The sequence below is a fragment of the Bradyrhizobium sp. genome (genome assembly GCF_047605465.1).
Lineage (GTDB): Bacteria > Pseudomonadota > Alphaproteobacteria > Rhizobiales > Xanthobacteraceae > Bradyrhizobium.
In genome coordinates this window covers 75151-99414 of record NZ_JASGFS010000021.1, presented here as the reverse complement: position 1 = coordinate 99414, position 24264 = coordinate 75151, and the positions used below count along the sequence as shown (strand labels likewise).

At 65.7% G+C, this 24264-nt stretch carries 26 protein-coding genes; 16 read left to right on the top strand and 10 right to left on the bottom strand.

Annotated features, from left to right (window positions below):
- From QM712_RS18155 to QM712_RS18135, 5 genes are all read left to right on the top strand, one after another.
- Nucleotides 1-1009: cbb3-type cytochrome c oxidase subunit I (locus QM712_RS18155; RefSeq protein WP_415024494.1), on the top strand; the 1009-nt coding region annotated here is incomplete at its 5' end.
- Between the two features lie 61 nt (nt 1010-1070).
- Entirely contained in the window at nt 1071-2015 is a 945-nt protein-coding gene (locus QM712_RS18150) for a heme o synthase (protein WP_415024493.1), read from the top strand.
- Nucleotides 2016-2022: 7 nt separating this feature from the next.
- Nucleotides 2023-2187, top strand: a complete 165-nt coding sequence (locus tag QM712_RS18145; RefSeq protein ID WP_415024492.1) for a CoxF protein — start codon at nt 2023-2025, stop codon at nt 2185-2187.
- Between the two features lie 5 nt (nt 2188-2192).
- Nucleotides 2193-2840: a cytochrome c oxidase assembly protein gene (locus QM712_RS18140; RefSeq protein ID WP_415024491.1), complete on the top strand. Its 648-nt coding sequence runs from the start codon at nt 2193-2195 to the stop codon at nt 2838-2840.
- Nucleotides 2841-2917: 77 nt separating this feature from the next.
- Nucleotides 2918-3814 carry a cytochrome c oxidase subunit 3 gene (locus tag QM712_RS18135; RefSeq protein ID WP_415024490.1) on the top strand — a complete coding sequence of 299 codons (897 nt, stop codon included), beginning with the start codon at nt 2918-2920 and terminating at the stop codon, nt 3812-3814.
- A 49-nt stretch (nt 3815-3863) separates the two neighbouring features.
- Here QM712_RS18135 and QM712_RS18130 read toward each other — a convergent pair whose 3' ends face one another.
- Nucleotides 3864-4250 (bottom strand): SgcJ/EcaC family oxidoreductase, encoded by a 387-nt coding sequence (locus QM712_RS18130; protein WP_415024489.1) that lies wholly within the window; start codon nt 4248-4250, stop codon nt 3864-3866.
- A gap of 63 nt (nt 4251-4313) precedes the next feature.
- Between QM712_RS18130 and QM712_RS18125 the strand changes: the two genes are divergently transcribed.
- The 8 genes from QM712_RS18125 to QM712_RS18090 all read left to right on the top strand — a co-directional run bounded on the left by QM712_RS18125 (nt 4314) and on the right by QM712_RS18090 (nt 11191).
- The gene (locus QM712_RS18125; RefSeq protein ID WP_415024488.1) at nt 4314-4715 is read left to right on the top strand and encodes a DUF983 domain-containing protein; all 402 of its coding nucleotides are present in this window, start codon (nt 4314-4316) and stop codon (nt 4713-4715) included.
- Entirely contained in the window at nt 4712-5464 is a 753-nt protein-coding gene (locus QM712_RS18120) for an SURF1 family protein (RefSeq protein WP_415024487.1), read from the top strand. Before QM712_RS18125 ends, QM712_RS18120 begins: the two co-directional genes overlap by 4 nt.
- 114 nt (nt 5465-5578) lie before the next feature.
- A complete protein-coding gene (locus QM712_RS18115; RefSeq protein ID WP_415024486.1) occupies nt 5579-5944 on the top strand; it encodes a nuclear transport factor 2 family protein in 366 nt (121 codons plus the stop codon).
- Between the two features lie 160 nt (nt 5945-6104).
- Nucleotides 6105-6749 (top strand): response regulator transcription factor, encoded by a 645-nt coding sequence (locus QM712_RS18110; RefSeq protein WP_415024485.1) that lies wholly within the window; start codon nt 6105-6107, stop codon nt 6747-6749.
- A 321-nt stretch (nt 6750-7070) separates the two neighbouring features.
- The gene (thrC, locus tag QM712_RS18105; RefSeq protein ID WP_415024484.1) at nt 7071-8489 is read left to right on the top strand and encodes a threonine synthase; all 1419 of its coding nucleotides are present in this window, start codon (nt 7071-7073) and stop codon (nt 8487-8489) included.
- Nucleotides 8486-9775 carry a M16 family metallopeptidase gene (locus tag QM712_RS18100; protein WP_415024483.1) on the top strand — a complete coding sequence of 430 codons (1290 nt, stop codon included), beginning with the start codon at nt 8486-8488 and terminating at the stop codon, nt 9773-9775. Before thrC ends, QM712_RS18100 begins: the two co-directional genes overlap by 4 nt.
- Before the next feature lie 39 nt (nt 9776-9814).
- The gene (locus tag QM712_RS18095) at nt 9815-10402 is read left to right on the top strand and encodes a GNAT family N-acetyltransferase (protein WP_415024482.1); all 588 of its coding nucleotides are present in this window, start codon (nt 9815-9817) and stop codon (nt 10400-10402) included.
- A gap of 129 nt (nt 10403-10531) precedes the next feature.
- Nucleotides 10532-11191: a hypothetical protein gene (locus QM712_RS18090; RefSeq protein WP_415024481.1), complete on the top strand. Its 660-nt coding sequence runs from the start codon at nt 10532-10534 to the stop codon at nt 11189-11191.
- A gap of 187 nt (nt 11192-11378) precedes the next feature.
- Here the strand turns inward: QM712_RS18090 and QM712_RS18085 are convergent, their stop codons facing one another.
- The 5 genes from QM712_RS18085 to QM712_RS18065 form a co-directional block, all read right to left on the bottom strand.
- A complete protein-coding gene (locus QM712_RS18085; protein ID WP_415024480.1) occupies nt 11379-11864 on the bottom strand; it encodes an ATP F0F1 synthase subunit B in 486 nt (161 codons plus the stop codon).
- Nucleotides 11865-11869: 5 nt separating this feature from the next.
- The gene (locus QM712_RS18080) at nt 11870-12433 is read right to left on the bottom strand and encodes a F0F1 ATP synthase subunit B (RefSeq protein WP_415024479.1); all 564 of its coding nucleotides are present in this window, start codon (nt 12431-12433) and stop codon (nt 11870-11872) included.
- Nucleotides 12434-12499: 66 nt separating this feature from the next.
- Nucleotides 12500-12730: a F0F1 ATP synthase subunit C gene (locus tag QM712_RS18075; protein WP_007599451.1), complete on the bottom strand. Its 231-nt coding sequence runs from the start codon at nt 12728-12730 to the stop codon at nt 12500-12502.
- 53 nt (nt 12731-12783) lie between these two features.
- Nucleotides 12784-13533, bottom strand: a complete 750-nt coding sequence (locus QM712_RS18070) for a F0F1 ATP synthase subunit A (RefSeq protein WP_415024478.1) — start codon at nt 13531-13533, stop codon at nt 12784-12786.
- Nucleotides 13534-13643: 110 nt separating this feature from the next.
- Nucleotides 13644-14018, bottom strand: a complete 375-nt coding sequence (locus tag QM712_RS18065; RefSeq protein ID WP_415024477.1) for an AtpZ/AtpI family protein — start codon at nt 14016-14018, stop codon at nt 13644-13646.
- A gap of 384 nt (nt 14019-14402) precedes the next feature.
- Between QM712_RS18065 and QM712_RS18060 the strand changes: the two genes are divergently transcribed.
- A complete protein-coding gene (locus tag QM712_RS18060; protein WP_415024499.1) occupies nt 14403-14924 on the top strand; it encodes a hypothetical protein in 522 nt (173 codons plus the stop codon).
- Nucleotides 14925-15075: 151 nt separating this feature from the next.
- Nucleotides 15076-15549, top strand: a complete 474-nt coding sequence (locus QM712_RS18055; protein ID WP_415024476.1) for a secondary thiamine-phosphate synthase enzyme YjbQ — start codon at nt 15076-15078, stop codon at nt 15547-15549.
- A 66-nt stretch (nt 15550-15615) separates the two neighbouring features.
- Here QM712_RS18055 and QM712_RS18050 read toward each other — a convergent pair whose 3' ends face one another.
- Entirely contained in the window at nt 15616-17301 is a 1686-nt protein-coding gene (locus QM712_RS18050; RefSeq protein WP_415024475.1) for an MFS transporter, read from the bottom strand.
- A gap of 300 nt (nt 17302-17601) precedes the next feature.
- Here QM712_RS18050 and QM712_RS18045 point away from each other — a divergent pair, with 300 nt between their 5' ends.
- Nucleotides 17602-18273, top strand: a complete 672-nt coding sequence (locus QM712_RS18045) for a response regulator (RefSeq protein WP_415024474.1) — start codon at nt 17602-17604, stop codon at nt 18271-18273.
- Nucleotides 18274-18306: 33 nt separating this feature from the next.
- On the opposite strand, the gene QM712_RS18040 is transcribed toward QM712_RS18045, so the two are convergent.
- The 3 genes from QM712_RS18040 to QM712_RS18030 all read right to left on the bottom strand — a co-directional run bounded on the left by QM712_RS18040 (nt 18307) and on the right by QM712_RS18030 (nt 24236).
- On the bottom strand, nt 18307-21816 hold the full coding sequence (locus tag QM712_RS18040; protein ID WP_415024473.1) for a NahK/ErcS family hybrid sensor histidine kinase/response regulator: 3510 nt from the start codon (nt 21814-21816) through the stop codon (nt 18307-18309).
- Nucleotides 21817-22082: 266 nt separating this feature from the next.
- The gene (gene hemA, locus QM712_RS18035; RefSeq protein WP_415024472.1) at nt 22083-23312 is read right to left on the bottom strand and encodes a 5-aminolevulinate synthase; all 1230 of its coding nucleotides are present in this window, start codon (nt 23310-23312) and stop codon (nt 22083-22085) included.
- Between the two features lie 195 nt (nt 23313-23507).
- Nucleotides 23508-24236 carry a GntR family transcriptional regulator gene (locus tag QM712_RS18030; protein ID WP_415024498.1) on the bottom strand — a complete coding sequence of 243 codons (729 nt, stop codon included), beginning with the start codon at nt 24234-24236 and terminating at the stop codon, nt 23508-23510.
- Between the last annotated feature and the right edge of the window lie 28 nt (nt 24237-24264).

Below are 24264 nucleotides of genomic sequence, written 5' to 3'. Positions count from 1 at the left end.
GCACAAGATGCCGCTGTTCGTGTGGTCGATCCTGGTGACGGTGTTCCTGCTGCTGCTGTCGCTGCCGGTGCTCGCCGGCGCGATCACGATGCTGCTCACCGACCGCAATTTCGGCACCACCTTCTTCGCGCCCGACGGCGGCGGCGATCCGGTGCTGTTCCAGCATCTGTTCTGGTTCTTCGGTCACCCCGAGGTGTACATCCTGATCCTGCCGGGCTTCGGCATGATCAGCCAGATCGTCTCGACCTTCTCGCGCAAGCCCGTGTTCGGCTATCTCGGCATGGCCTACGCCATGGTCGCGATCGGCGGCATCGGCTTCGTGGTGTGGGCGCACCACATGTACACGGTCGGCATGTCGTCGGCGACGCAGGCCTATTTCGTCGCCGCCACGATGGTGATCGCGGTTCCGACCGGCGTGAAGATCTTCTCCTGGATCGCCACGATGTGGGGCGGCTCGATCGAATTCCGGGCGCCGATGATCTGGGCGGTGGGCTTCATCTTCCTGTTCACGGTCGGTGGCGTCACCGGCGTCGTGCTGGCGAACGCGGGCGTCGACCGCGTGCTGCAGGAGACCTATTACGTCGTCGCCCACTTCCACTACGTGCTGTCGCTCGGCGCGGTGTTCGCGATCTTCGCCGGCTGGTACTACTGGTTCCCGAAGATGTCGGGCTACATGTACAACGAGACGCTGGCGAAGGCGCACTTCTGGGTCACCTTCATCGGCGTGAACCTGGTGTTCTTCCCGCAGCACTTCCTCGGCCTGTCGGGCATGCCGCGCCGCTACGTCGATTATCCCGACGCGTTCGCGGGCTGGAACCTGATCTCGTCGGTCGGCTCCTACATCTCCGGCTTCGGCGTGCTGATCTTCCTCTACTGCGTGATCGATGCCTTCGCCCGCAAGGTGCCGGCGGGTGACAATCCCTGGGGCGCGGGTGCGACCACGCTGGAGTGGACGCTGTCCTCGCCGCCGCCGTTCCACCAGTTCGAAGTTCTGCCCCGCGTGCAGTAAGTAAACTCCCGCGGCGCCCGTGACGGGCGCCGCGGCTCGACAACGAAGCGAGTCAAATTAAGTGTCCGTCCTCGATCAGAACGCCATCGACATCAACCCGCGGATTTCCGAGGCGGAGGTCGGCGACTACGTGGCGTTGCTCAAGCCGCGCGTGATGTCGCTGGTGATCTTCACCGCGCTGGTCGGGATGGCGATGGCGCCCGGGCATTTCCATCCCGTGCTCGCGATCACCTCGCTGCTCTGCATCGCCGTCGGTGCCGGTGCCTCTGGTGCGCTCAACATGGCGCTCGAAGGCGACATCGACGCGAAGATGTCGCGCACCGCCAACCGGCCGATTCCGCGTGGCCGCGTCACCCGGCCCGAGGCGATGGCGTTCGGCATGACGCTCGCTTTCTTCTCGGTGATGACGCTCGGCATTCTCGTCAACTGGGTCGCGGGTGCGCTGCTCGCCTTCACGATCTTCTTCTACGTCGTGATCTACACGATGGGCCTGAAGCGCTGGACCGCGCAGAACATCGTGATCGGCGGTGCCGCGGGTGCGCTGCCGCCGGTGGTGGCCTGGGCCGCGGTGACCGGCACGGTCGACGTCGAGCCGCTGCTGCTGTTCGCGATCATCTTCTTCTGGACGCCTCCGCATTTCTGGGCGCTGGCGCTGTTCCGTTCCGACGACTACGCCCGCGCCGGCATTCCGATGCTGCCCAACGTTGCCGGGCCCGACGCGACCCGCCTCCAGATCCTGCTCTACACCATCGTCCTGATCGCGGTGGCCGCGGCGCCCTGGGCGCTCGGCTATTTCGACGCCATCTACGGCGTCGTCTCGCTGATCCTCGGCGCCGGCATGCTGGTGCTCGCGATCAACGTGTATATGCGCCGCGAGCGCAGCGAGTCGCTGCGCGCGACCCGCAAGCTGTTCGCTTTCTCGATCTTCTATCTGTTCGCGCTGTTTGCGACCCTGCTCGCCGAGGTCGTGTTCCATGCGCTTGCTCCGATGGCATGGGGCGCATGAGGCGAGTATGGCCGACAGACCCGAGCCAGATGGAATCGTCCTCACCGAGGCGCAGAAGAAGAGCCGCCGCCAGCGCTCGATCGCGATCGCACTCGCGCTCGGCGTGCTCGTCGTGCTGTTCTTCGCCGTCACCATGGTCAAGGGACCGGCAGTGCTAGTCAGGCCGATGTAGGGAAGATGGATCAGAAGCCGACCATAGCGAAGGACGATAGCCGGACGGCCACGACGGGTCGCCGCTCCAACGGTCTTGGCCGCGACGCGATGGTCGCCTCGATCTGCGGCCTCGTCGTCGCGCTGATGGTGGGTGCGTCCTATGCGGCGGTGCCGTTCTACAACTGGTTCTGCCGCGCCACCGGCTTCAACGGCACCACCCAGGTCGCGACGTCGGCGCCGGCCACGGGGCCGATCGCGCGGAAGGTCGCGGTGCGCTTCGACGCAAACGTCGCCCCCGGCCTGCCCTGGAAGTTCGAGCCGGAGCAGACCGAGATCGAGGTCAATATCGGCCAGGTCACCACGATCTACTACACCGTGACCAACCAGGCCGCGCGCACCACCGCAGGCCAGGCCGCCTACAACGTCGCGCCGCTGACGGTCGGCTCGTATTTCCAGAAGATCAACTGCTTCTGTTTCACCGAGCAGACCATGGCGCCCGGCGAGAAGCGGGAGATGCCGGTCGTGTTCTATGTCGATCCGTCGATCGTCGACGATCACGAGAACGACGGGCTGAGCACGATCACGCTGTCCTATACGTTCTATCCGGTGCGCGATCCGGTGGTGAAGCCGCTCGCGTCGGGTGAAGACGACAAACGCAAGGGAAATCTCTGATCGCGGAGCTCACGGCTCGAGGGTCGGATCCAGGGGATAAGTGCCGGACAGGCACGGGATTGAGGAGAGAGACGGCAATGGCTACGGCGCAAGGCAAGCATCACGACTACCATCTGGTCGATCCGTCTCCGTGGCCGGCCGTCGGCTCCGTCTCGGCCTTCATCATGGCGCTCGGTGCGATCGGCTGGATGCACCACATGTTCTCGGCTGCGCCCATCGTCTTCGGCGTCGGCACCGTCGGCGTGCTCTACACCATGGCGAGCTGGTGGGGCGACGTGATCAAGGAAGCGCAATACAAGGGTGACCACACCCGCGTTGTGCAGCTCCATCACCGCTACGGCATGATCCTGTTCATCGCCTCCGAGGTGATGTTCTTCGTCGCCTGGTTCTGGGCCTATTTCAACGCCGCTCTGTTCCCGGCGGACGCCGTGCACGCGACCCGCGACGCGGTGTTCGGCTGCGGCCTCGGCACTCAGGCCGGCGCCTGCAGCGTGCCGGGCACCTGGCCTCCGCACGGCATCGAGACTTTCGATCCCTGGCATCTGCCGCTGCTCAATACGCTGATCCTGCTCACCTCCGGCACCACCGTGACCTGGGCCCATCACGCGCTGCTCGAGAACGACCGCCAGGGCCTGAAGTACGGCCTGATCCTCACCATCCTGCTCGGCGCGACCTTCACCTGCGTCCAGGCGTTCGAGTACAGCCATGCGGCCTTCTCGTTCGCCGGCAACGTCTACGGCGCGACCTTCTTCATGGCGACAGGCTTCCACGGCTTCCACGTGCTGGTCGGCACCATCTTCCTGATCGTGTGCCTGGCGCGTGCCTATGCCGGCCATTTCACGCCGAAGCAGCACCTCGGCTTCGAATTCGCCGCCTGGTACTGGCACTTCGTCGACGTGGTCTGGCTGTTCCTGTTCCTCTGCATCTATGTCTGGGGACGTGGCGCGGAGACCATGGCTCACGGCGCGCACTGAGCGGGCCCGGACCGGATCGGACAAGGGCGGCCCTCGGGGCCGCCCTTTTTCATGGGCGGTTCGCTGGCCTCGGCAGCAGCGACGAATGCTGGTGTGCGATCATCCAGGCACCGTTGCGCCTCGTCAGCACGAAACTGTAACGCGCGGGGATAGGCTGCGTTTTGCCATCCGCAGTGCGCGAGAATTCGTAATGGCCGGCAATGATCGCCAAATCGTCCGAAGCCGGCGATATGACGTAAGTCTGCAGCTTCACCCGGAGGCCCGCCCGTGCGGCTTCCGCGAAGTACGTGGTAATCTCTGCCGGCGATGTGGTGAGCTGTTGCCCGAGCGTGCCCCACAGCACCGCGCCCTCGGCATAGAGCGCCGCGATGGCGTCTGCCTCTCCCGCGTTGAACGCTTCCGCCCAACGCTGCACCACGTCATATGCCTCGCTCATCGCGGTCCTCCCTGAACTCGCTCTGTTAGAATAGCGTCCGGTCTGTGCTAGACTCCCGTTATCATGAACGAAAATGCCGGCACATCCGAGTCCCCGACCACCGTCCTGCAGAGCGCGCTGCGAGGGCTTGCCTGCAAATGTCCGCGCTGCGGCCAGGGCAAGCTCTATGCGGGCTTCCTGACTCTGGCGCCTTCCTGCGACCATTGCGGACTGGACTATTCCTTCATCGATGCCGGCGACGGCCCCGCAATCTTCATCATCATGCTGGCCGGCGCGATCGTGGTCGGCTGCGCGCTCGTCGTCGAGGTCAAATACCAGCCGCCGTTCTGGCTGCATGCGGTGCTCTGGCTGCCGCTGATCCTCGCGACCACGCTGCTGCCGCTGCGCGCGATGAAGTCGTTGCTGATCGCGCTGCAATTCCACCACAAGGCGGCCCCGGGCCGGCTGGTCGACCGCGCGAAATGAACGCAACCGAACGCAAGCCCCGCGTGGCCGGCTTCGCGCTGTTCACGCTTGCCCTGACAGCGGCCTTCGTCGCGCTCGGCGTCTGGCAATTGCAGCGGCGCCTCGCCAAGCACGAGCTGATCGCGGCGCTCACGGAACGCCTTGCCGAGACACCGGTCGCGCTGCCGCCGCCGGCGGAATGGGCGGCGCTGAACGCAGCGCGCGATGAATTCCGTCGTGTCAGCTTCACCGCGACCTACCTGCCGCTGCCCGATGCGATGGTCTATTCGTCCGGTTCGGCGGTGCGCAAGGATGCCTCGGGTCCGGGCACCTGGGCCTTCCTGCCGGCGCGCCTTGCAGGCGGCGAAGTGGTCGTGATCGACGCCGGCTTCGTCGAAAACACGATGCAGGATCGCAACGTCGAGGATCGTGCGGTGAAGAAGCTCGTCACCGGCGAGCCGATCGCGCTCACCGGCTATCTGCGCTTCCCCGAAGAGCCGGGCCTGCTGACGCCGGCGCAGAACGTCGAGAAGCGACTGTGGTTCGTGCGCGATCATCAGGCGATTGCCGGGACGCTCGGCTGGGGCGCGGTGGCGCCGTTCTATGTCGACCTTGAGCAGCCGGCGCCCGCGAACGGCATTCCGCGCCCGGGCCCGCTCGACGTGCATCTGAAGGACGATCACCTGCAATACGCCGTCACCTGGTTCGCGCTCGCGGGTGCGGTGCTGATCGCATTCGGCGTCTGGGCGAGGGGACGGCGACAGGGTTGAGGGCAGGGCAGGTTACCCGGGAGAAACCGGTATCGCCCGGGGGTTTACCGCTCGGTCCGCTTTCACGAGGGTGAACGAGATCGCCCTGATGCTGGGCGGTGGTGAGGATTCGGCGTGCGCGATTTTGATCAGATGGGGATCGTCATCGATTGGGTGGACGCCTGCCGGACCGGCGACCTGGCGATGCTGCTCGACCTGTACGCCGACGACGCGCAGCTCGAATGCAGTTGCAACGGGACGAACCATTATCGCGGGCGGAGCGAGCTCGAAACCTATTGGCAGCCGCGGCTGAACGCCTATTCGACGGCGGGCTTCGGCCTCGAGGAGATCAGCCCCGTTCCGAACGGCGTCGATGTCGAATACTCCGTCGCGGGCTCGCTGCGCATTCACGCGACTTTTCGTTTCAGCCCGGAAGGCAAGATCTACAGCACGGTCTGCGAACCCGCACGGCAGAACCCGCCGGACCGCAGCTGCTGTTAGCGACATAACGTTCGCGGGCGCGCGCGTCCGACAAGGCAGTGGTGCGGCCTACCGCCGCTGGCGGCCGCGGCGACATTAGGCTAATTCTAGCCGGGGTTCGCCTTTTCGTGCTTTCCATTTGTTCCCGTTCGCTTATCTGTTCGGGGAGCGAGCAAGAACAATGCAAGACATCGTCAAACCGGCAACCCGCATATTGATCGTCGACGACCATCCGGTCGTGCTGTCCGGCTGTCGATCGCTGTTCGCATCGGATCACTCGGTCCGGATCGACGAAGCCAGCGACGCCAAGTCCGGTCATCGTGCCTTCGTCAGCAAACGTCCCGACGTCACCGTCATCGACATCAGCCTGCCCGACGTGTCCGGATTCGAGTTGATGCGTCGCATCCGCAAGGACGACCCCGACGCCAAGATCATCATGTTCAGCGTGAATGACGATCCGGCCATGGTCGTGCGGGCGGTGGAAATGGGCGCGCAGGGCTATGTGTCCAAGGGCGACGATCCCAAGATCCTGGTGAAGGCGGTGCGCAAGGTCGCTGCCGGCGACAATTTCATCTCTCCGCAGCTCGCCGAAGCCGTGACGTTTTCCGGCGCGGCGATCAAGGCCAATCCGGCCTCGCAGATGACGCCGCGCGAGCTCGAGATTCTTCGCCTGCTCGGACGCGGCAACAAGATCGTCGAGGTCGCCGAGGCGCTCGGCATTTCCTACAAGACCGTCGCCAACACCACCTCCCTGCTGAAGCAGAAGCTCGGCGCCAAGAATCATTCCGATCTGATCCGGATCGCGGTCGAAATCGGGATGAACTGAGCAGGAACATTCGGCAACGTGCGCCGTTTTCGCCCTTGACGGGCTGCTGGCGTGCAATGAAAGCTCGGACGAACGGATTTCGCGGGGTGAGCGACCCGCAATAGGCAAAACCGGTCTGCACCATTCAACGACAGACCTTCCAAGAGGGGCTGCGGCATCACCGCAGCCCTTTTTCGTCGCAAGCGCCTGGCCGGGAAGCGGTTTCCCGATCCTGCAAAACACTCTATGGTGCCGCCCAGGCGCCTGGCCATGGGCCAGGAATATCATGAAATCAAAGGCTTACGGACTGGGCTCAGGCTCGGTCGGCCTTTGGAGGGCAGTTTGACTCGTTATATCTCGACCCGGGGCGAGGCCCCCGAACTCGGCTTCTGCGACGTGATGCTGACCGGGCTTGCCCGCGACGGCGGTCTCTATGTGCCGCTCACCTGGCCGCAGCTCTCGGCGGAGACGATCGCGGGCTTCTTCGGCCGGCCTTATTGGGAGGTCGCGGTCGAGGTGATCCGTCCCTTCGTCGGCGGCGAGATCTCCGATGCCGAGCTCGGCCGCATGGCCAACGAGGCCTACGCGACCTTCCGCCATCCGGCGGTCGTTCCGCTGCGCCAGATGGCGCCGCATCAATTCGTGCTGGAGCTGTTCCACGGTCCGACGCTCGCCTTCAAGGACGTGGCTATGCAGCTCATCTCTCGGCTGATGGATCATGTCCTGGCCAAGCGCGGCCAGCGCACCACCATCGTGGTCGCGACCTCCGGCGACACCGGCGGTGCCGCCGTCGAGGCGTTCGCGGGCCTGGAGAATGTCGACCTCATCGTACTGTTTCCGCACAAGCGCATCTCCGAGGTGCAGCAGCGGATGATGACGACGACGGGTGCGGCCAACGTCCATGCGCTCGCCATCGAAGGCACGTTCGACGATTGCCAGGCGCTCGTGAAGGGGATGTTCAACAACCATCGCTTCCGCGATGCGACGTCGCTCTCCGGCGTCAATTCCATCAACTGGGCGCGTATCGTCGCGCAGGTGGTCTACTATTTCACGTCGGCTGCGGCCGTCGGCGCGCCGGCGCGTGCGGTGGATTTCGTCGTGCCGACCGGCAATTTCGGCGACATCTTCGCCGGCTACGTCGCCAAGCGCATGGGCCTGCCGGTGCGGACGCTGCGCATCGCCGCCAACGTCAACGACATCCTCGCGCGCACGCTGAAGACCGGGATCTACGAGGTGCGCGAGGTGCACGCCACGGCCTCGCCGTCGATGGACATCCAGATTTCCTCGAATTTCGAACGGCTGCTGTTCGAGGCGGGCCGGCGCGATGCTACCGGCGTGCGCCGGCTGATGGATTCGCTGAAGCAGTCGGGGCGCTTCGTGCTGCCCGATGCGACGCTGGCGGCGATCCGGGAAGAGTTCGACGCCGGACGCGCCGACGAGACCGAGACCGCGGCCGCGATCCGTGCGGGCTGGCGCGAGGCGGGCGAACTCGTCGATCCGCACACGGCGGTGGCCCTGGCGGTCGCCGATCGCGACACCACGGATACGACGGTGCCCAGCATCGTGCTGTCCACCGCCCATCCGGCGAAATTCCCCGATGCGGTCGAGGCGGCCTGTGGCCAGCGACCGCAACTTCCGGCCTGGCTCGACGGGCTGATGACCAAATCCGAACACATGAAGGTGATGAAGAACGATCAGGCCGAGATCGAGCGGTTCGTGCAGTCGGTCAGCCGCGCCGCGAAACAGGGAGTTGCCGGATGAGCGTCGAGATCTCCAAGCTTGCCTCCGGCCTGACCGTCGTCACGGACAAGATGCCTCACGTCGAGACTGCGGCGCTCGGCGTCTGGGCCGGCGTCGGCGGCCGTGACGAGAAACCGAACGAGCACGGCATCTCGCACCTGCTCGAGCATATGGCGTTCAAGGGAACGACGCGGCGCTCCTCGCGCGAGATCGTCGAGGAGATCGAGGCGGTCGGCGGTGATCTCAACGCCGGCACCTCGACCGAGACGACGTCCTATTACGCGCGTGTGCTGAAGGCCGACGTGCCGCTCGCGCTCGACGTGCTCTCCGACATCCTGGCCAATCCCGCCTTCGAGCCGGAGGAGCTGGAGCGCGAGAAGAACGTCATCGTGCAGGAGATCGGGGCCGCGCAGGACACGCCGGACGACGTCGTGTTCGAGCACCTCAACGAGCTCTGCTATCCCGACCAGCCGATGGGACGCTCGCTGCTGGGAACGGCGAAGACCCTGCGCAGCTTCAATCGCGATTCGCTGCGCGACTATCTGTCGACCCATTATCGCGGGCCCGACATGGTGGTGGCCGCCGCGGGCGCGGTCGATCACAAGCAGGTGGTTGCCGAGGTCGAGAAGCGCTTTGCGAGCTTCGAGGGAACGCCGGGCCCGAAGCCGCAGGCGGCCATGTTCGGCAAGGGCGGCACCAAGGTGGTGCACCGCGAACTCGAGCAGGCGCATCTGACGCTGGCGCTGGAAGGCGTGCCGCAGAGCGACGCGTCGCTGTTTTCGCTCCAGGTCTTCACCAACATCCTCGGCGGCGGGATGTCGTCGCGACTGTTCCAGGAGGTGCGCGAGAAGCGCGGCCTCTGCTATTCGATCTACAGCTTCCACGCGCCCTATACCGACACCGGTTTCTTCGGCCTCTACACCGGCACCGACCCTGCGGACGCGCCGGAGATGATGGAAGTCGTCGTCGATATCATGAATGATTCGGTGGAGACGCTGACCGAGGCGGAGATCGCGCGCGCCAAGGCGCAGATGAAGGCAGGCCTGCTGATGGCGCTGGAGAGCTGCTCGTCCCGGGCCGAGCAGCTGGCCCGCCACGTGCTGGCCTATGGGCGGCCGCAGACGGTCGAGGAACTGGTGGCACGGATCGACGCCGTCAGCGTCGAATCGACCCGCGACGCGGCGCGTGCGCTGCTTTCGCGGAGCCGACCTGCAGTGGTTGCATTGGGCAGCGGCAGGGGTCTGGACACGGCGGTGTCTTTTGCGGAAGGATTGACGAAGGCGCGCGCCAAGGCGCGGCTGCATTAGGAGCCGCGCAAGGGCCGCCCGCCCCCGGGAAGCATCACCATGGCCCTCTTTCGCCTGCCATCCAGTGGACCCGCCGCCCTCGCGCCGCGAGGCAATGGGCTTTTGCTGCGCGCACCGCAGATGTCGGACTTTCTCCAATGGGCCCATCTGCGCGAGACCAGCCGCGACTACCTCACGCCCTGGGAGCCGATCTGGCCGTCGGACGATCTCACGCGATCCGGCTTCCGGCGCCGCCTGCGCCGCTATTCCGAGGACATCGCCGCGGATCGCTCCTATCCCTTCCTGATCTTTCGGGAACTGGACGGCGCCATGGTCGGCGGCATCACGCTGGCCAATGTCCGGCGGGGCATCGTTCAGGCCGGGACCATCGGCTATTGGGTCGGCCGACCCCACGCCCATCGCGGCTACATGACGGCGGCGCTCCGGGTGCTGCTGCCGTCGCTGTTCGGTGAGCTCAATCTGCACCGGGTCGAGGCCGCCTGCATCCCCACCAACGCACCCTCGATCCGGGTGCTCGAGAAATGCGGCTTCTCCCGCGAGGGGCTGGCGCGCCGCTATCTCTGCATCAACGGGATCTGGCAGGATCACCTCCTGTTCGGTCTCCTGCATGAGGATTTCCGCGGCTGAGCCGGGCGTCCCGGAGGCCGGATCCGCGCTTTCCCGCCTTCTGGTTTCCTGCCTTGGGATCGCCGATTTTGACGATATAACGCGCACCAGCCGGCAAATGGGCCGGGACGGTGTCATGGAGTACAGGCGTTGATGAAGAAGCTTCGGTCATTGCGGAAGACGCTGTGGCGAGGTCCGGTGATCGCGCTGGCGCTGTCGGTTTCGTGCGCCGCAGTCTCGCCGGTCGCAGCTCAGTCGCTGACGGATCGCTTCAAGAGCCTGTTCGGCGGCAAGTCCGACGATTCGACCCAGGCCAAGCCGGCGCCCGCGCCGGGGCAGCCGGCGGCCGACGACGATGTCGATTGTCCCCAGGTGACGGTGCGCGCCGGGGCCTCCACCTTCGCGGTCGCCGCGCAAGGCAAGCAGGCCGTCGGCAACGACGTACGCTACCAGGCCTCCATCACCAAGATGGCGCGTGAATGTACCCGCACCGGCGGTGGCGAGATCACTGCGCGCATCGGTATCCAAGGGCGCGTCATCGCGGGCCCCGCGGGCGCGCCGACCTCGGTCGAGGTCCCCTTGCGCGTCGCCGTGGTGCAGGGTGGCGTCGGCGAGAAGGTGATCGCGTCGAAGGCCTACCGGACCACGGTCGAGATGCCCGAGGGCGGCAGCGTGCCCTTCACCTTCGTTGCCGAGGATTTGACCTATCCGATGCCGTCGGCCTCAGCCGCCGATTCCTACGTTTTCTACGTCGGCTTCGATCCGCAGGCGCTCGCGCCCGAGCCGAAGGCGCGGGGCAAGAGGAAGTAGCAGGTCGCCGCAGTTTCAGCTGTCATTGCCCGCGAAGGCGGGCAATCCATTGTTCTGACACAGCGAGGCTGGACCCGACAGTCCGCAGCGTACTGGATGCCCGGCCTTCACGGGGCATGACACCCAGCTACAAACAAAAAAGCCGGCGCTCATCGCGCCGGCTTTTTGATTGATGAGGCGTCTGCCCTCAGTTCAGCTTCTGCCGAACCTCGGTGATGCCCTTGGCGAGCAGGTCGTCGGCAACCTGGCCCTTGACCGACTGCGACAGGATCGTGGAGGCAGCCTGGACGGCGGCTTCCGCGGCTGCGGCGCGGACATCGGCGAGTGCCTGGGCCTCGGCGAGCGCGATCTTGCCCTCCGCGGTCTTGGTGCGGCGAGCGACGAAGTCTTCCATCTTCGCCTTGGCGTCGGCTGCGATGCGCTCGGCTTCGGCCTTGGCGTTGGCGACGATGTCGGCGGCCTCACGCTCGGCCTGGGCACTGCGCGCCTTGTAGTCGGCGAGCACCTTGGCCGCCTCCTGCTTGAGGCGCGTCGCATCGTCGAGCTCGGCCTTGATGCGGTCGGCGCGATGATCGAGCGCGTCCATCGCTTTCTTGAAGACCCCGAGATAGCCGAACACGACCATCAGGATCACGAAGGCGACGGCGACCCAAGTTTCAGGATCGAAGAACATATCGACTAACCCTTCAAGGACGCATCGACGGCGGCATTGACCGACGCCGGATCCGGAACGACGCCGGTGAGCTGCTGCACGATGGAGCCGGCCGCATCGGCCGCGATGCCGCGGACGTTGCTCATGGCAGTCGTGCGGGTCGAGGCGATGGTCTTCTCCGCCTCGGCGAGCTTCGCCGCCAGCTGCTCTTCGAGGGTCTTGCGCTCGGCTTCCGCCTGCGCATTCGCCTTGTCGCGGGACTCGTTGCCGATCGCCTGCGCACGCGAGCGCGCCGAGGCGAGCTCGCTTTCATAGGCCTTCAGCGCTGCGTCGGACTGGTCCTTCAGCTTCTGCGCTTCGGCGAGGTCGCCCTCGATCTTGTTCTGACGCGCTTCGATCGCACCGCCGACGCGCGGCAGGGCGAGCTTGGACACGATCACGTAAAGCACGACGAAGAAAATCGCGAGCGACACTAGCTGCGAAGCGAAGGTGCTGCTCTCGAACGGCGGAAAACCACCACCGTGACCGCCTTCGGCCTCGGTATGGGCGCCCGCCGCCGGACCTTTCGCCCCGCCATGACTCTCAGCCATGGAGTTCTCCTGTTGCTGTCACGCGCGCCGTCCCAACAAATTGGAACGGCGCGAAAAACGTCGTCCTCAGAGCGGAACGAACAGCAGCAGCAGCGCGATCAGCAGCGAGAAAATGCCGAGCGCTTCGGTCACGGCGAAGCCGAAGATCAGGTTGCCGAACTGGCCCTGAGCTGCCGACGGATTGCGAACGGCTGCGGCGAGGTAGTTGCCGAAGATCACGCCCACGCCGACGCCCGCGCCGCCCATGCCGATGCATGCGATGCCCGCGCCGATAAGTTTTGCTGCTGCCGGATCCATTTTAGACTCCTTGGAAGAAAGATTGGGTTGTGGGTGGAAATTCCCCGGACCGCTCAGTGTCCCGGATGAATGGCGTCGTTGAGGTAGATGCAGGTCAGGATCGCAAACACATAGGCTTGCAGGAACGCGACCAGGATCTCGAGAGCGTACAGCGCGATGGTGAGCGCCAGCGGCAGCACGCCGCCGACCCAGCCGATGGCGCCGAGCGAGAAGCCGAGCATGGCGACGAAGCCCGCGAACACCTTCAGCGCGATGTGGCCGGCCAGCATGTTGGCGAACAGACGGACGCTGTGGGAGACCGGCCGCAGGAAGAACGACAGGATCTCGATGAACATCACCAGCGGCAGGATGTAGCCGGGGACGCCGTGGGGCACGAAGATCGAGAAGAATTTCAGTCCGTTCTTGGCGACGCCGTAGATCAGGACGGTGAAGAAGACCAGGAGCGCAAGCGCCGCGGTCACGATCAGGTGGCTGGAGATCGTGAACGTATAGGGAATGATGCCGACCAGGTTCGAAACGCAGAGGAACATGAACAGCGAGAAGATCAGCGGGAAGAACTTCATGCCTTCCGAGCCGGCCGTCGAGCGGATGGTCGAGGCCACGAACTCGTAGGAGATCTCGGCGACCGACTGGAGGCGCCCGGGGACGAGCTGCGTCCCGCTGGCGAGCATCAGGAGCGAGATGATCGCGACCGCCACCAGCATGTACAGCGACGAATTGGTGAAGGCGATCGTCTGATTGCCGATATGGCCGATCGTAAAGAGAGGCTCGATGTTGAACTGGTGGATCGGATCGATTTTCATCGGCGCGGCATCTCTTATCTGCCGGACGAGCCGGCTGGTCTCGGTCTGCCGGCCGGGCCGGCCCGCACCGGCGACGCCGGCGCGAAATTCCTCTCCTCTCGTCGGATCGGCTACGAACCGCCGCGCCTGTTCTGACCCGCGCCCGCCGTTCTCACCACATTCACGACGCCGGCCACGAAGCCCAGCAGGGTGAACGCGATAAATCCGAAAGGCGACGTCGACAGCAAGCGGTCGAAACCCCAGCCAATCCCCGCTCCGACGACGACACCGGCGATCAACTCGGAGGATAACCGGAAACCAAGCGCCATCGCCGAGGCTCTGGCCGCTCCGTCTCCACCGTCACCTGCGGGTTGCTCGGTCTTGATCCTGCGGCCGCGAAATTCGGACAACCGCTGATTAAGACTTCCGAGCCGTTCGGAAAGCGCAGCTTCCTCGGGCGATCTATCGCGATCTCCATTCTCGCCGTGTCGCGTGTCTTGAGCCATGCCACGAAGACCCGAAACGTCGCGGTTGAATGGAAATTGCGCCCGCCACCCTTAAAAGCCGCGCGGACCATACTGACCGCTCATAATCAAGTCAAGCCAAGTCACGATTGCGTCGTGTTCTGTTATGTCATTGATTTGTATTGAGATATCGTTGCGCGCAGAGATGCTCTACACAGCGTGACGCCGCACCGCAGCAGGTCGTCCCGCGATCTGCCGATGTGGCCGCCATTTCGCCGTGCTGCCGGGATCAAAGCACCCGTCGCGGCCGTTGATGCCGCGGACACGTTTTGGGCGGCGGATTCGATGCGCGGGCGATGCGTCTTCATCCGTCAGGGTGTAGAATCGCAGATGTGCCATCCATGCGGCGTCGTGGCGGAGAGCGCGATGAGACCAGCAACGTCATCCACAACATCATGGTCGGCCGCGGCGGCGATGGCCGCGGTGATGGCCATCGGCGGCGGTGCCGCTGCCGCCCAGTCCCTGCCCGACGGCGAAAACGGCCGTTACAGCATGACCCCGATCGCGGAGGGCGTGCTGCGGCTGGACACCCGGACCGGCACGGTGTCGACCTGCACGAAGAACGCGGCCGGCTGGGCCTGCTATGCGGTGCCCGACGAGCGCTCCGCGCTCGATGCGGAGATCGGCAGGCTCCAGGCCGAAGTGGAAAAGCTGAAGGCGCAGATTGCGGCCGGGCCGACGGTGTCCGGGAAGGTCGACGAGGCGCTGCCGAAGTCGGACCCGTTGAAGAAGGCCGAGCCGAAGGTCTCCGAGGGGGACCGCGGGATCGAGATCCCGCTCCCGAGCGACCAGGACGTCGATCGCGTGATGTCATTCCTCGAAAAGGCCTGGCGGCGGCTGATCGACATGGCCAACCGCGTGCAGAAGGACGTGTCGGGGAAGATTTGAGGCCCGAGCTCTCGTGTCGTCCCCTCGAAAGCCGCGAGCGCACGCCGCTTTCCTTCGGCTTTTCGCGATGCGCGTTGCCACCTTTCGCCGTCACGCGCATTCGGGGTAATGGGTCCCGGCTTTCGCCGGGACGAGGTGACGAGAGACCTTGATGACATCAGCCAGATCCGTGACACGCTCGGCGCCGTCGATCGTGCAGGCCGACACCATCGCCACGTCGTTGCTTACCGTGCAGACGCCGGGACGCGGCTTCACCGATCTCACCAGCGAGATCTCGAAGTTCGTCGGCGAGGCCCGCGCAGGCGACGGCGCGCTCTCGCTGTTCATCCGCCACACGTCCGCCTCGCTCACCATCCAGGAGAATGCCGATCCATCCGTGCTGGTCGATCTGACCACGGCATTGTCGCGGCTCGCGCCGGAGAATGCGCCCTGGACCCACGACACCGAGGGGCCGGACGACATGCCGGCCCACGTCAAGACCATGCTGACGCAGACCTCGCTGCACGTGCCGGTGCTGAACGGCAGGCTCGCGCTCGGTACATGGCAGGCGATCTATCTGGTCGAGCACCGCAGCCGCCCGCACCGCCGCGAGGTGGTGCTGCAATTCATCGGCGGCAATCACTAGGCTCTCGAAAGCAAACCGGCCGCGGATCGCTCCGCGGCCGGTTTTCGTTTCCGTCGTGCGACCTGATCAGGTCTTGGTGATGTCGACGTCCTTTGTCTCCGGCACGAAGATCATGCCGATGATGAACGTCATCGCCGCGATCACGATCGGGTACCACAGGCCCGCGTAGATATTGCCTGTTGCCGCGACCAGGGCGACCGCGATCGGCGGCAGCAGGCCGCCGAACCAGCCGTTGCCGATATGATAGGGCAGCGACATCGAGGTGTAGCGGATGCGGGTCGGGAACAATTCGACCAGAGCCGCCGCGATCGGGCCGTAGACCATCGTGACCAGGATCGCGAGGTAGGTCAGCACGGCGATCAACATCGGCATGTTGATGGCCGCGGGATCGGCGCCCTTGACCGGATAACCGGCTTCGCCCACCGCGGCGGTCACCGCGCTGGTGAAGGCGGTACGCGCGGCTGCGAAGGTCTTCGGATCGGCGCCGGCGCCGTTCACGGAGTCGAACGACTTGGTGCCGACCACGACCTTGGCGAGGCTGCCGGGTGCGCCGGGCTCCAGCTTGAAGTTCACCGAGGATGCGATCAGCGCGTTGCGGGCGACGTCGCAGGAGCTCGTGAACACCCGGCCGCCGACCGGGTCGAACAGCACGTTGCAGTCCTTCGGATCAGCGACGACCGTCACCGGCGCATTCGCCAGAGCCTTCTCGAGCGCGGGGTTGGCGGCCGAGGTCAACAGGCCGAAGGCGGTGTGATACGTCAGTGCGCCGAGCAGGCAGCCGCCCATGATGATCGGCTTGCGGCCCACCTTGTCCGACAGCCAGCCGAAGAACAGGAAGCCGACCGTCGCGATCGCCAATGCGATGATGAGCGCGATGTCAGCCGAGTTCGCCGGGACCTTGAGCGTATTGACGAGGAAGATACGTGCGTAGAACTGCCCGCCGTACCAGATCACGGCCTGTCCGGCGGTGAGGCCGAGCAGCGCGATCAGCGCGACCTTTCCGTTCTGCCAGTTGCCGAAGGCTTCCGACAGCGGAGCCTTGGAGCCCTTGCCTTCGTCCTTCATCTTCTGGAACAGCGGCGATTCCGAAAGCTGCATGCGGATCCAGATCGAGATGCCGAGCAGCAGGATCGAGAGCAGGTAGGGAATACGCCAGCCGCCCGACAGGCCCGGGTCGCCGAACGCATCGGCGCTCATGCTGTTGCGAACGATGTAGACGACGAGCAGCGAGAGGAAGAGGCCGATCGTCGCCGTGGTCTGAATCCACGAGGTGTAGAAGCCGCGGCGTCCCAGCGGGGCGTGCTCCGCGACATAGGTCGCGGCTCCGCCGTACTCGCCGCCGAGCGCGAGGCCCTGCAGCAGACGGAGGACGATGAGGATCGTGGGCGCGAGCCAGCCGATCTTCGAATAGTCCGGCGTCAGGCCGACCAGGAAGGTCGACAGACCCATGATCGTGATGGTGACGAGGAAGGTGTACTTGCGGCCGACGAGGTCGCCGATGCGACCGAACACGAGCGCGCCGAGCGGGCGAACGAGGAAGCCCGCCGAGAACGTCAGCAGGGCGAAGATGAACTGCGTGTTGGCGTCAAACGCCGAATAGAACGCCTTGCCGATCTGCGCGGCGGTCCATCCATAGAGATAGAAATCGTACCATTCGAACACGGTGCCGAGTGAAGATGCGAAGATGACCTTCTTCTCTTCACCTGTCATTCCCCGTGCTGCGACGCCGCCGGTGGCCGCTGCCATTGCCATAGTCTTCGCTCCCCGAATTCGTTTCCTCGCGTCCCGGGTGTCCGGACGTGCCGGATCAACCTGAGTCTTCCGGCAGAGGGTAACATCGGCGTGAAACCGGCCCCAATACGACTTTTGGCCTTGCGCACTGACACGCTGCTGACGAGCGGCGATCGACTGAGGCGCGGCAGCACGGGCCGCCGATTAACCCCCTTGCGACAAAGGAATAATGCGGGCTTGCATGCCACGGCCGACCGGGGAAGAATTGACCGGGCGCCGAGTCAGGCTTACTGGCCCGGTGCGAACGACAGCAAGAGATCGATGAACGCTTCCTCGACCCATCTCATCATCGCCGATGACCATCCCCTGTTTCGCGATGCGCTGCGGCAGGCGGTGGCGGGTGTGCTGACCTCGGCCAGGATCGACGAAGCCGGATCGTTCGAGGATCTGACCGGGCTGCTGGAACAGGCGTCGGATGTCGACCTGGTCCTGCTCGACCTTTCGATGCCCGGGATCTCGGGTTTTTCCGGCCTGATCTATCTGCGCGCGCAATATCCGGCGATCCCGGTTGTCATCGTCTCGGCCTCGGATGACAGCGCCACGATCCGCCGGTCCCTCGATTTCGGCGCTTCGGGCTTCATTCCCAAGCGTTTCGGCGTCGAGACGTTGCGCGATGCCATCCTCAAGGTCATGGAGGGCGACGTCTGGGTTCCCGCCGACACCGATCTGTCGGCGGCCTCAGACCCCGACATGACACGCCTGCGTGATCGCCTGGTCACGCTGACCCCGCAGCAGGTGCGGGTCCTGATGATGCTGTCGGAAGGGCTCCTCAACAAGCAGATCGCCTATGAGCTTGGCGTCTCCGAGGCGACCATCAAGGCGCATGTTTCGGCGATCCTGCAGAAGCTCGGCGTCGAGAGCCGTACCCAGGCGGTGATCGCCGCGGCCAAGATCGCCGGCGGCCAGTGGAAGCAGGGCACCCCGACGGGCTGAGCCGCGCGCACGCTCGCCTCTGCTGAGGCGGGCCTACTCCGCCGCCACCATCTGCTGCGTGCGCCACTGACCGAGCAGGGCGCGGAGCGAGGCCGGTTTCACCGGCTTGTTCAGCACCGCGACCTTCTCCTCGCGCGCGGCCATCTGCACGGCGGGGCTGCGGTCGGCGGTGATCAGGATCGCGGGAATGGCGTTGCCGAAGCGGCGGCGGATGTCGCGGATGGCGGCGATGCCGTTGCCGCGATCGAGATGATAGTCGACGAGCAGGCCGGTGACGCTGCGGCCGGCCGCCTCGATGGCGGCGATGGCGCCCTCGGGATCGGCGACCGCGATCACCTCGGCGTTCCAGGCCTTCAGCAGCGTGCGCATGCCGTCGAGGATCGCCGCGTCGTTCTCGATGCAGACGATCAGCGCGCCGGAGATCGGGGTACGGACGAGCGGCGTCGCGCTGGTCACGGCGGCGGTGTGGGTGATCGCCTTGGCGGTCGGCACCGTGACCGAGAAGACCGAGCCGCCGCCGGCATTGGCGTCGATGGCGATGCCGTGGTTGAGCACGCGCGCGAGCCGCTCGACGATCGACAGACCGAGGCCCAGACCGCGCGCGATCCGCGCGCCCTGCTCGAGGCGGTGGAATTCCTTGAAGATCTCGCCGCGTTTGACCGGCGGAATGCCGACGCCGGTGTCGTAGACGCAGATCTTGAGCGAGGCGCCGCGGCGACGGCAACCGACCAGCACGCGTCCGCGCGGGGTGTATTTGATCGCGTTGGAGATCAGGTTCTGCAGCAGCCGCCGCAGCAGCAGCCGGTCCGATTGAACCGGCAGCGAGCAGGGCACGAAGGCCAGCTCCAGGCCCTTGGCGCGCGCGATCGGGGCGAACTCGATCTCCAGCGAGCGCATCAGGTCGGCCATCTTGAAGCTCGAGATCGAGGTCGTCATCGCCCCGGCATCGAGCCGCGAGATGTCGAGCAGCGCGCCGAGGATTTCCTCGATCGCCTGCAGCGATTCGTCGATGTTCTCGACCAGCCGGGTTTCCTCGCCGCTGTGCTGGCGTTCGACGAGACTGGTCACGTAGAGCCGTGCCGCGTTCAGCGGCTGCAGGATGTCGTGGCTCGCGGCCGCCAGGAAGCGCGTCTTGGAGATGTTGGCGTCTTCCGCGGTGCTCTTGGCCTGCGCCAGCTCCGAATTCAGCCGGGTCAGTTCCTCGGTGCGGTCGCGCACGCGCTTCTCCAGCGTCGCGTTGGCGCGCTCCAGCGCCTCGGCGGCCTCGAATGACGGCGTGACGTCAGTGAAGGTGATGACGAAGCCGCTGCCGGGCATGCGGTTGGTCAACACCTCGATCACCATGTGGCGTTCCGGCAGGCGCTCGAGATAGGGCTCGCCGTCGGTGGTGTAGGCCGAAAGCCGCCGCTCCAGCATCGCCTCCCGCTCGATCGGACCGCCGGGATCGCTCACGCCCATGAATTCCAGGATCTCGCGCAAGGGCGTGCCGAACTGGATGAAATGCGGCGGTACGTTGAGCAGATCGCCGAACTGGCGGTTGGAGCAGATCAGTTGCAGGTCGGCGTCGAACACCGCGATGCCCTGGCGCACATGGTTGAGCGCGGTCTGCAGGATCTCGCGGTTGAAATGCAGCGCCGCGTGGGAGTCGTCGAGCAGCTTCAGCGCGGCCTTTGCGGACACGGTGCGCTTGCGCAGCAGGAGCGACATCACCAGGCGCGAGGACGCGGCCCCGATCGAGGAGGCGATCAGGTGCTCGGCATGCTGCAGCAGTTCGAAATCGGCGGGCGCCCCGGATTCGAGCCGCACATTGCGCCGCGCGGAGAACGCCTCGAACGAATGCTGCGCGCGGTCGGGCCCGAGATATTGCGCGACCGTGGTCTGGATGTCCTGCACCGTGACGGTGGTGCGCCAGCGGCGGAAACCCGGCGAGATCGGAGCGAGCGTGTTCGGCACGAACAGGTCGGCCTGCACGAGCTCGATCGAGGCCGGCTGGCGCGCCAGCGACAGCAGCACATAGGTGAGGATGTTGAGTGAGAGCGACCAGACGACGCCGTGCATCAGCGGCGGCAGGTCGGCTCCGAACAGCGCCTGCGGCCGCAGCGCCTCGATGCCGAACGGGCCGTGCTGGAGCAGCAGGATGCCCGCCGTCGAGGTGTCCATGAAGCTCGGGATGAACAGCGTGTAGAGCCACACCGCGAAGCCGACCAGCATGCCGCCGATCGCGCCGCGCGCGGTGGCGCGGCGCCACAACAGACCGCCGAAGAAGGCCGGGGCGAGCTGGGCGATCGCGGCAAAGGACAACAGGCCGATCGCCGCGAGCTGGGTGTTGCCGAGCGCGCGATAGTAGAAATAGGCCATCACCATGATGGCGAAGATCGCGAGCCGCCGCGAGCGCAGCAGGAAGTCGCTGAAATCGCTGCCGCCGGCGCGGCCCTCCGGCCGCCGCTGCAGCACCAGCGGCATCACGAGGTCGTTGGAGACCATGATGGAGAGCGCCACGCATTCGACGATCACCATCGCGGTCGCCGCCGACAGGCCCCCGACGAAGACGGCGACGCTGAGCAGCCCCGCGCCGCCCTCCATCGGCAGCGCCAGCACGTACATGTCCGGATCGACGGCGCCGAACGGGAAGGTGACGAGGCCGGCGAGCGCGATCGGGATCACGAACAGGTTGATGACGACGAGATAGAGCGGAAACAGCCAGCGCGCGCGTCCGACCTCTGCGTCGGACGAGTTCTCGACCACGCTGACATGGAACTGGCGCGGCAGCAGCATGATCGCGCAGAGCGACAGCAGCGTCATGGTGAGGAAGTTGCCGATCGACGGCGAATAGTCGATCGCGCGCACCGCCTCCGGGGTCTTCATCGCGCGATCGATCAATTCGTGCGGCGAGAACATCCAGAAGGTGACGAAGATGCCGGCGGCGAGGAAGGCGACCAGCTTGACGATGGATTCGGTCGCGACCGCCAGCATCAGGCCGTGCTGGTGCTCGGTGGCATCCGTCTGCCGCGTGCCGAACAGCACGGCGAAAGCGGCCATGGCCAGCGTCACCATCAGCGCCATGTCGCCGAGGATCGGGATGTGGGAGAACGCCTGGTCCTCGCTCAGGATGGTTCCGAGCGAGGAGGCGACCGCCTTGAGCTGCAGCGCGATGTACGGCACCGAGCCGATGATCGCGATCAGCGCCACGGTTGCCGCCACCGCTTGGCTCTTGCCGTAGCGCGCGCCGATGAAGTCGGCGATCGAGGTGATGTTGTGGGCCTTCGCGAGCTGGATCACCCGGCGCAGCACGCCGGCGCCGAGCCCGATCATCAGGATGGGGCCGACATAGATCGCGAGGAAGTCGGTCGAGGTGCGGGTGGCGAAGCCGACCGAGCCGAAGAAGGTCCAGGAGGTGCAGTAGATCGCCAGCGACAGCGGATAGATCAGCCCGGAGGCGCGCCCGGGGCCGGCCGGCGAACGGCGGTCGCCGTGGCTCGCCACCAGGAACAGAAAGCCGATATAGCCGAATGCGGCGGCGATCACGCCCCAGTCGTGCAGCATGGCGAGCGCGCGCTCCCTGGGCGCGACGGGCGCCCGATCTTATTTTCCCTGCAAATCTAGCGCGTTGCACGGCTGCAAGCGACAGCGAAATGTCTCGCGCGGGCGGGAACTGGGTGTTGTCGTTAAGGTCCGGGCTCGTACGTCGTCCTGGCGAAAGCCGGGACCCCATCGCCACAGGACACGGCGATGGGCAGGCCGCTGGCCGCAGCAATTCCCGTCGGGGTAATGGGTCCTGGCTCGGCTTCCGCCAGGACGACCGCGGCGGCCTATTCGGCCGCCAGCGACTTCGCCCGCAGGGGCAGGCCGAGGCGATCCCAGACCTGCAGCAGGGCTTCGGCGAGCTGATCGATCAGGCCATCGTCGTGATAGGGCGAGGGCGTGATGCGCAGGCGCTCGGTGCCCTTGGCGACCGTCGGATAGTTGATCGGCTGGATGTAGATGCCGTGCTCCTCGAGCAGCATGTCCGAGGCCTGCTTGCACTTCTCGGGATCGCCGACGAACAGCGGCACGATGTGGGTGTCGCTCGACATCACCGGCAGGCCGGCGGCGTTGAGGATCGCCTTGACCCGGGCGGCGCGGTCCTGATGGCGCTCGCGCTCCCAGTTCGAGGTCTTCAAATGCTTGATGGCGGCGGTCGCGGCCGAGCAGATCGCCGGCGGCAGCGCGGTAGTGAAGATGAAGCCCGGCGCGTAGGAGCGCACGGCGTCGATGATCCGGCCGTTGGCGGCGATGTAGCCGCCGAGGCAGCCGAACGCCTTCGCCAAGGTGCCTTCGAGGATGTCGATGCGGTGCATGACGCCGTCGCGCTCGGCGATGCCGCCGCCGCGCGGGCCGTACATGCCGACCGCATGAACCTCGTCGACATAGGTCATCGCGCCGTATTTCTCGGCGAGGTCGCAGATCCGGGCGAGCGGGGCGATGTCGCCGTCCATGGAATAGAGGCTCTCGCACGCGATCAGCTTCGGCCGGGCGGGGCCTGCGGCCTTCAACAGCTCCTCGAGATGGCCGAGGTCGTTGTGGCGGAACACGAGCCGCTCGCAGCCGGACTGCCGGATGCCCTCGATCATCGAGTTGTGGTTGAGCTCGTCCGACAGGATCAGGCAGTTCGGAATGAGCTTGGCGATGGTCGCGATGCCGGTCTGGTTCGAGACGTAGCCCGACGTGAACAGCAGGGAGGCTTCCTTGCCGTGAAGATCGGCGAGCTCGGCCTCGAGCTGGACCAGCGGATGGTGCGTGCCGGCGATGTTGCGGGTGCCGCCTGCGCCGGTGCCGACGCGGGTCGCGGTCTCCACCATGGCGCCGACCACCTTCGGGTGCTGGCCCATGCCCAGATAGTCGTTGGAGCACCAGATCACGACGTCGCGCTTGCCCTGGGGGGCGTGCCATATCGCGTGCGGGAACCGGCCGGCCATCCGCTCGAGATCGGCGAAAACGCGGTAACGCCGCTCATGATGGAGACGATCGAGGGCGGAACTGAAGAACTGGCTGTAATCCATCGGCAAACCTGCAACGGAACCTGACCAAACGGCCGCATCTTCTTAGAGCTTTTCCAGCTCTAATGTCCATGCGGTATCCCACGTTTGGGACGGTGGGGCATTTGGGCAAAATGCCCTATCGGGCGTGTTGCCACTTGATCCCGATCAAGTTCGTGCGACGGCTATGTTGCTCCGCACCATAGGCTCAAGCGCGGCCTATCCGGCCTTGGCTTTCCTGCGCGGCTCGGCGCGCGCTTCCTTGACCGCGGCCGCCGGCTTCAACCAGTCCGAATTGCGCAAGGCATGGGTCACGCAATCGTGGATGTGGGTGTGCAGCACCTTGCAGGCACCGGCCGCGTCGCGCTTCAGCGCCAGCTCCTTCAAGTCGCGATGCTCGGCCGCCGCCATCTCGCCGCGGAACACCACCGCGATCATCTGGTAGCGCAGATAGCGGTCATAGACCGCGGCGTGGGCATCGAGCAGCACTTTCGATCCACAGGCCGCGACGAGCGCGCGGTGAAACTGGAAGTCGCACTGCTTCCAGCTCTCGGCGTCGGACCTTTCGCCCGACAGCAGCATCCGCTCCATCGCCGCGAGCTTGTGATGCGCCGAGACGATATGAGCCTCCCAGTCGAGATCCCCGGCCGCGAACGACTTCTCGATCATGTGGCCTTCCAGCAGCTCGCGCAGCTCGGCGATCTCCTGGAATTCGGTCGCCGAGATCGGCGCGACCTCGAAGCCGCGCTGGCCTTCGGCCACCACGAAGCCCTCCGAGCACAGCCGGTTCAGCGTCTCGCGCAGCGTCGAGATGCTGGTGCCGTAGGCGCTGCTCATCCGCTCGAGCTTCAACTTCTGGCCGGGCGTCAGCTTGCCGAAGATCAAATCGGTGCGGATGCGTCGGTAAGCGCTGTCGCCCACCGTCTCGGCGGGCGTGTCGGGAAGAATGTCCATGCCCCATCCTAGCGTCTCGGGC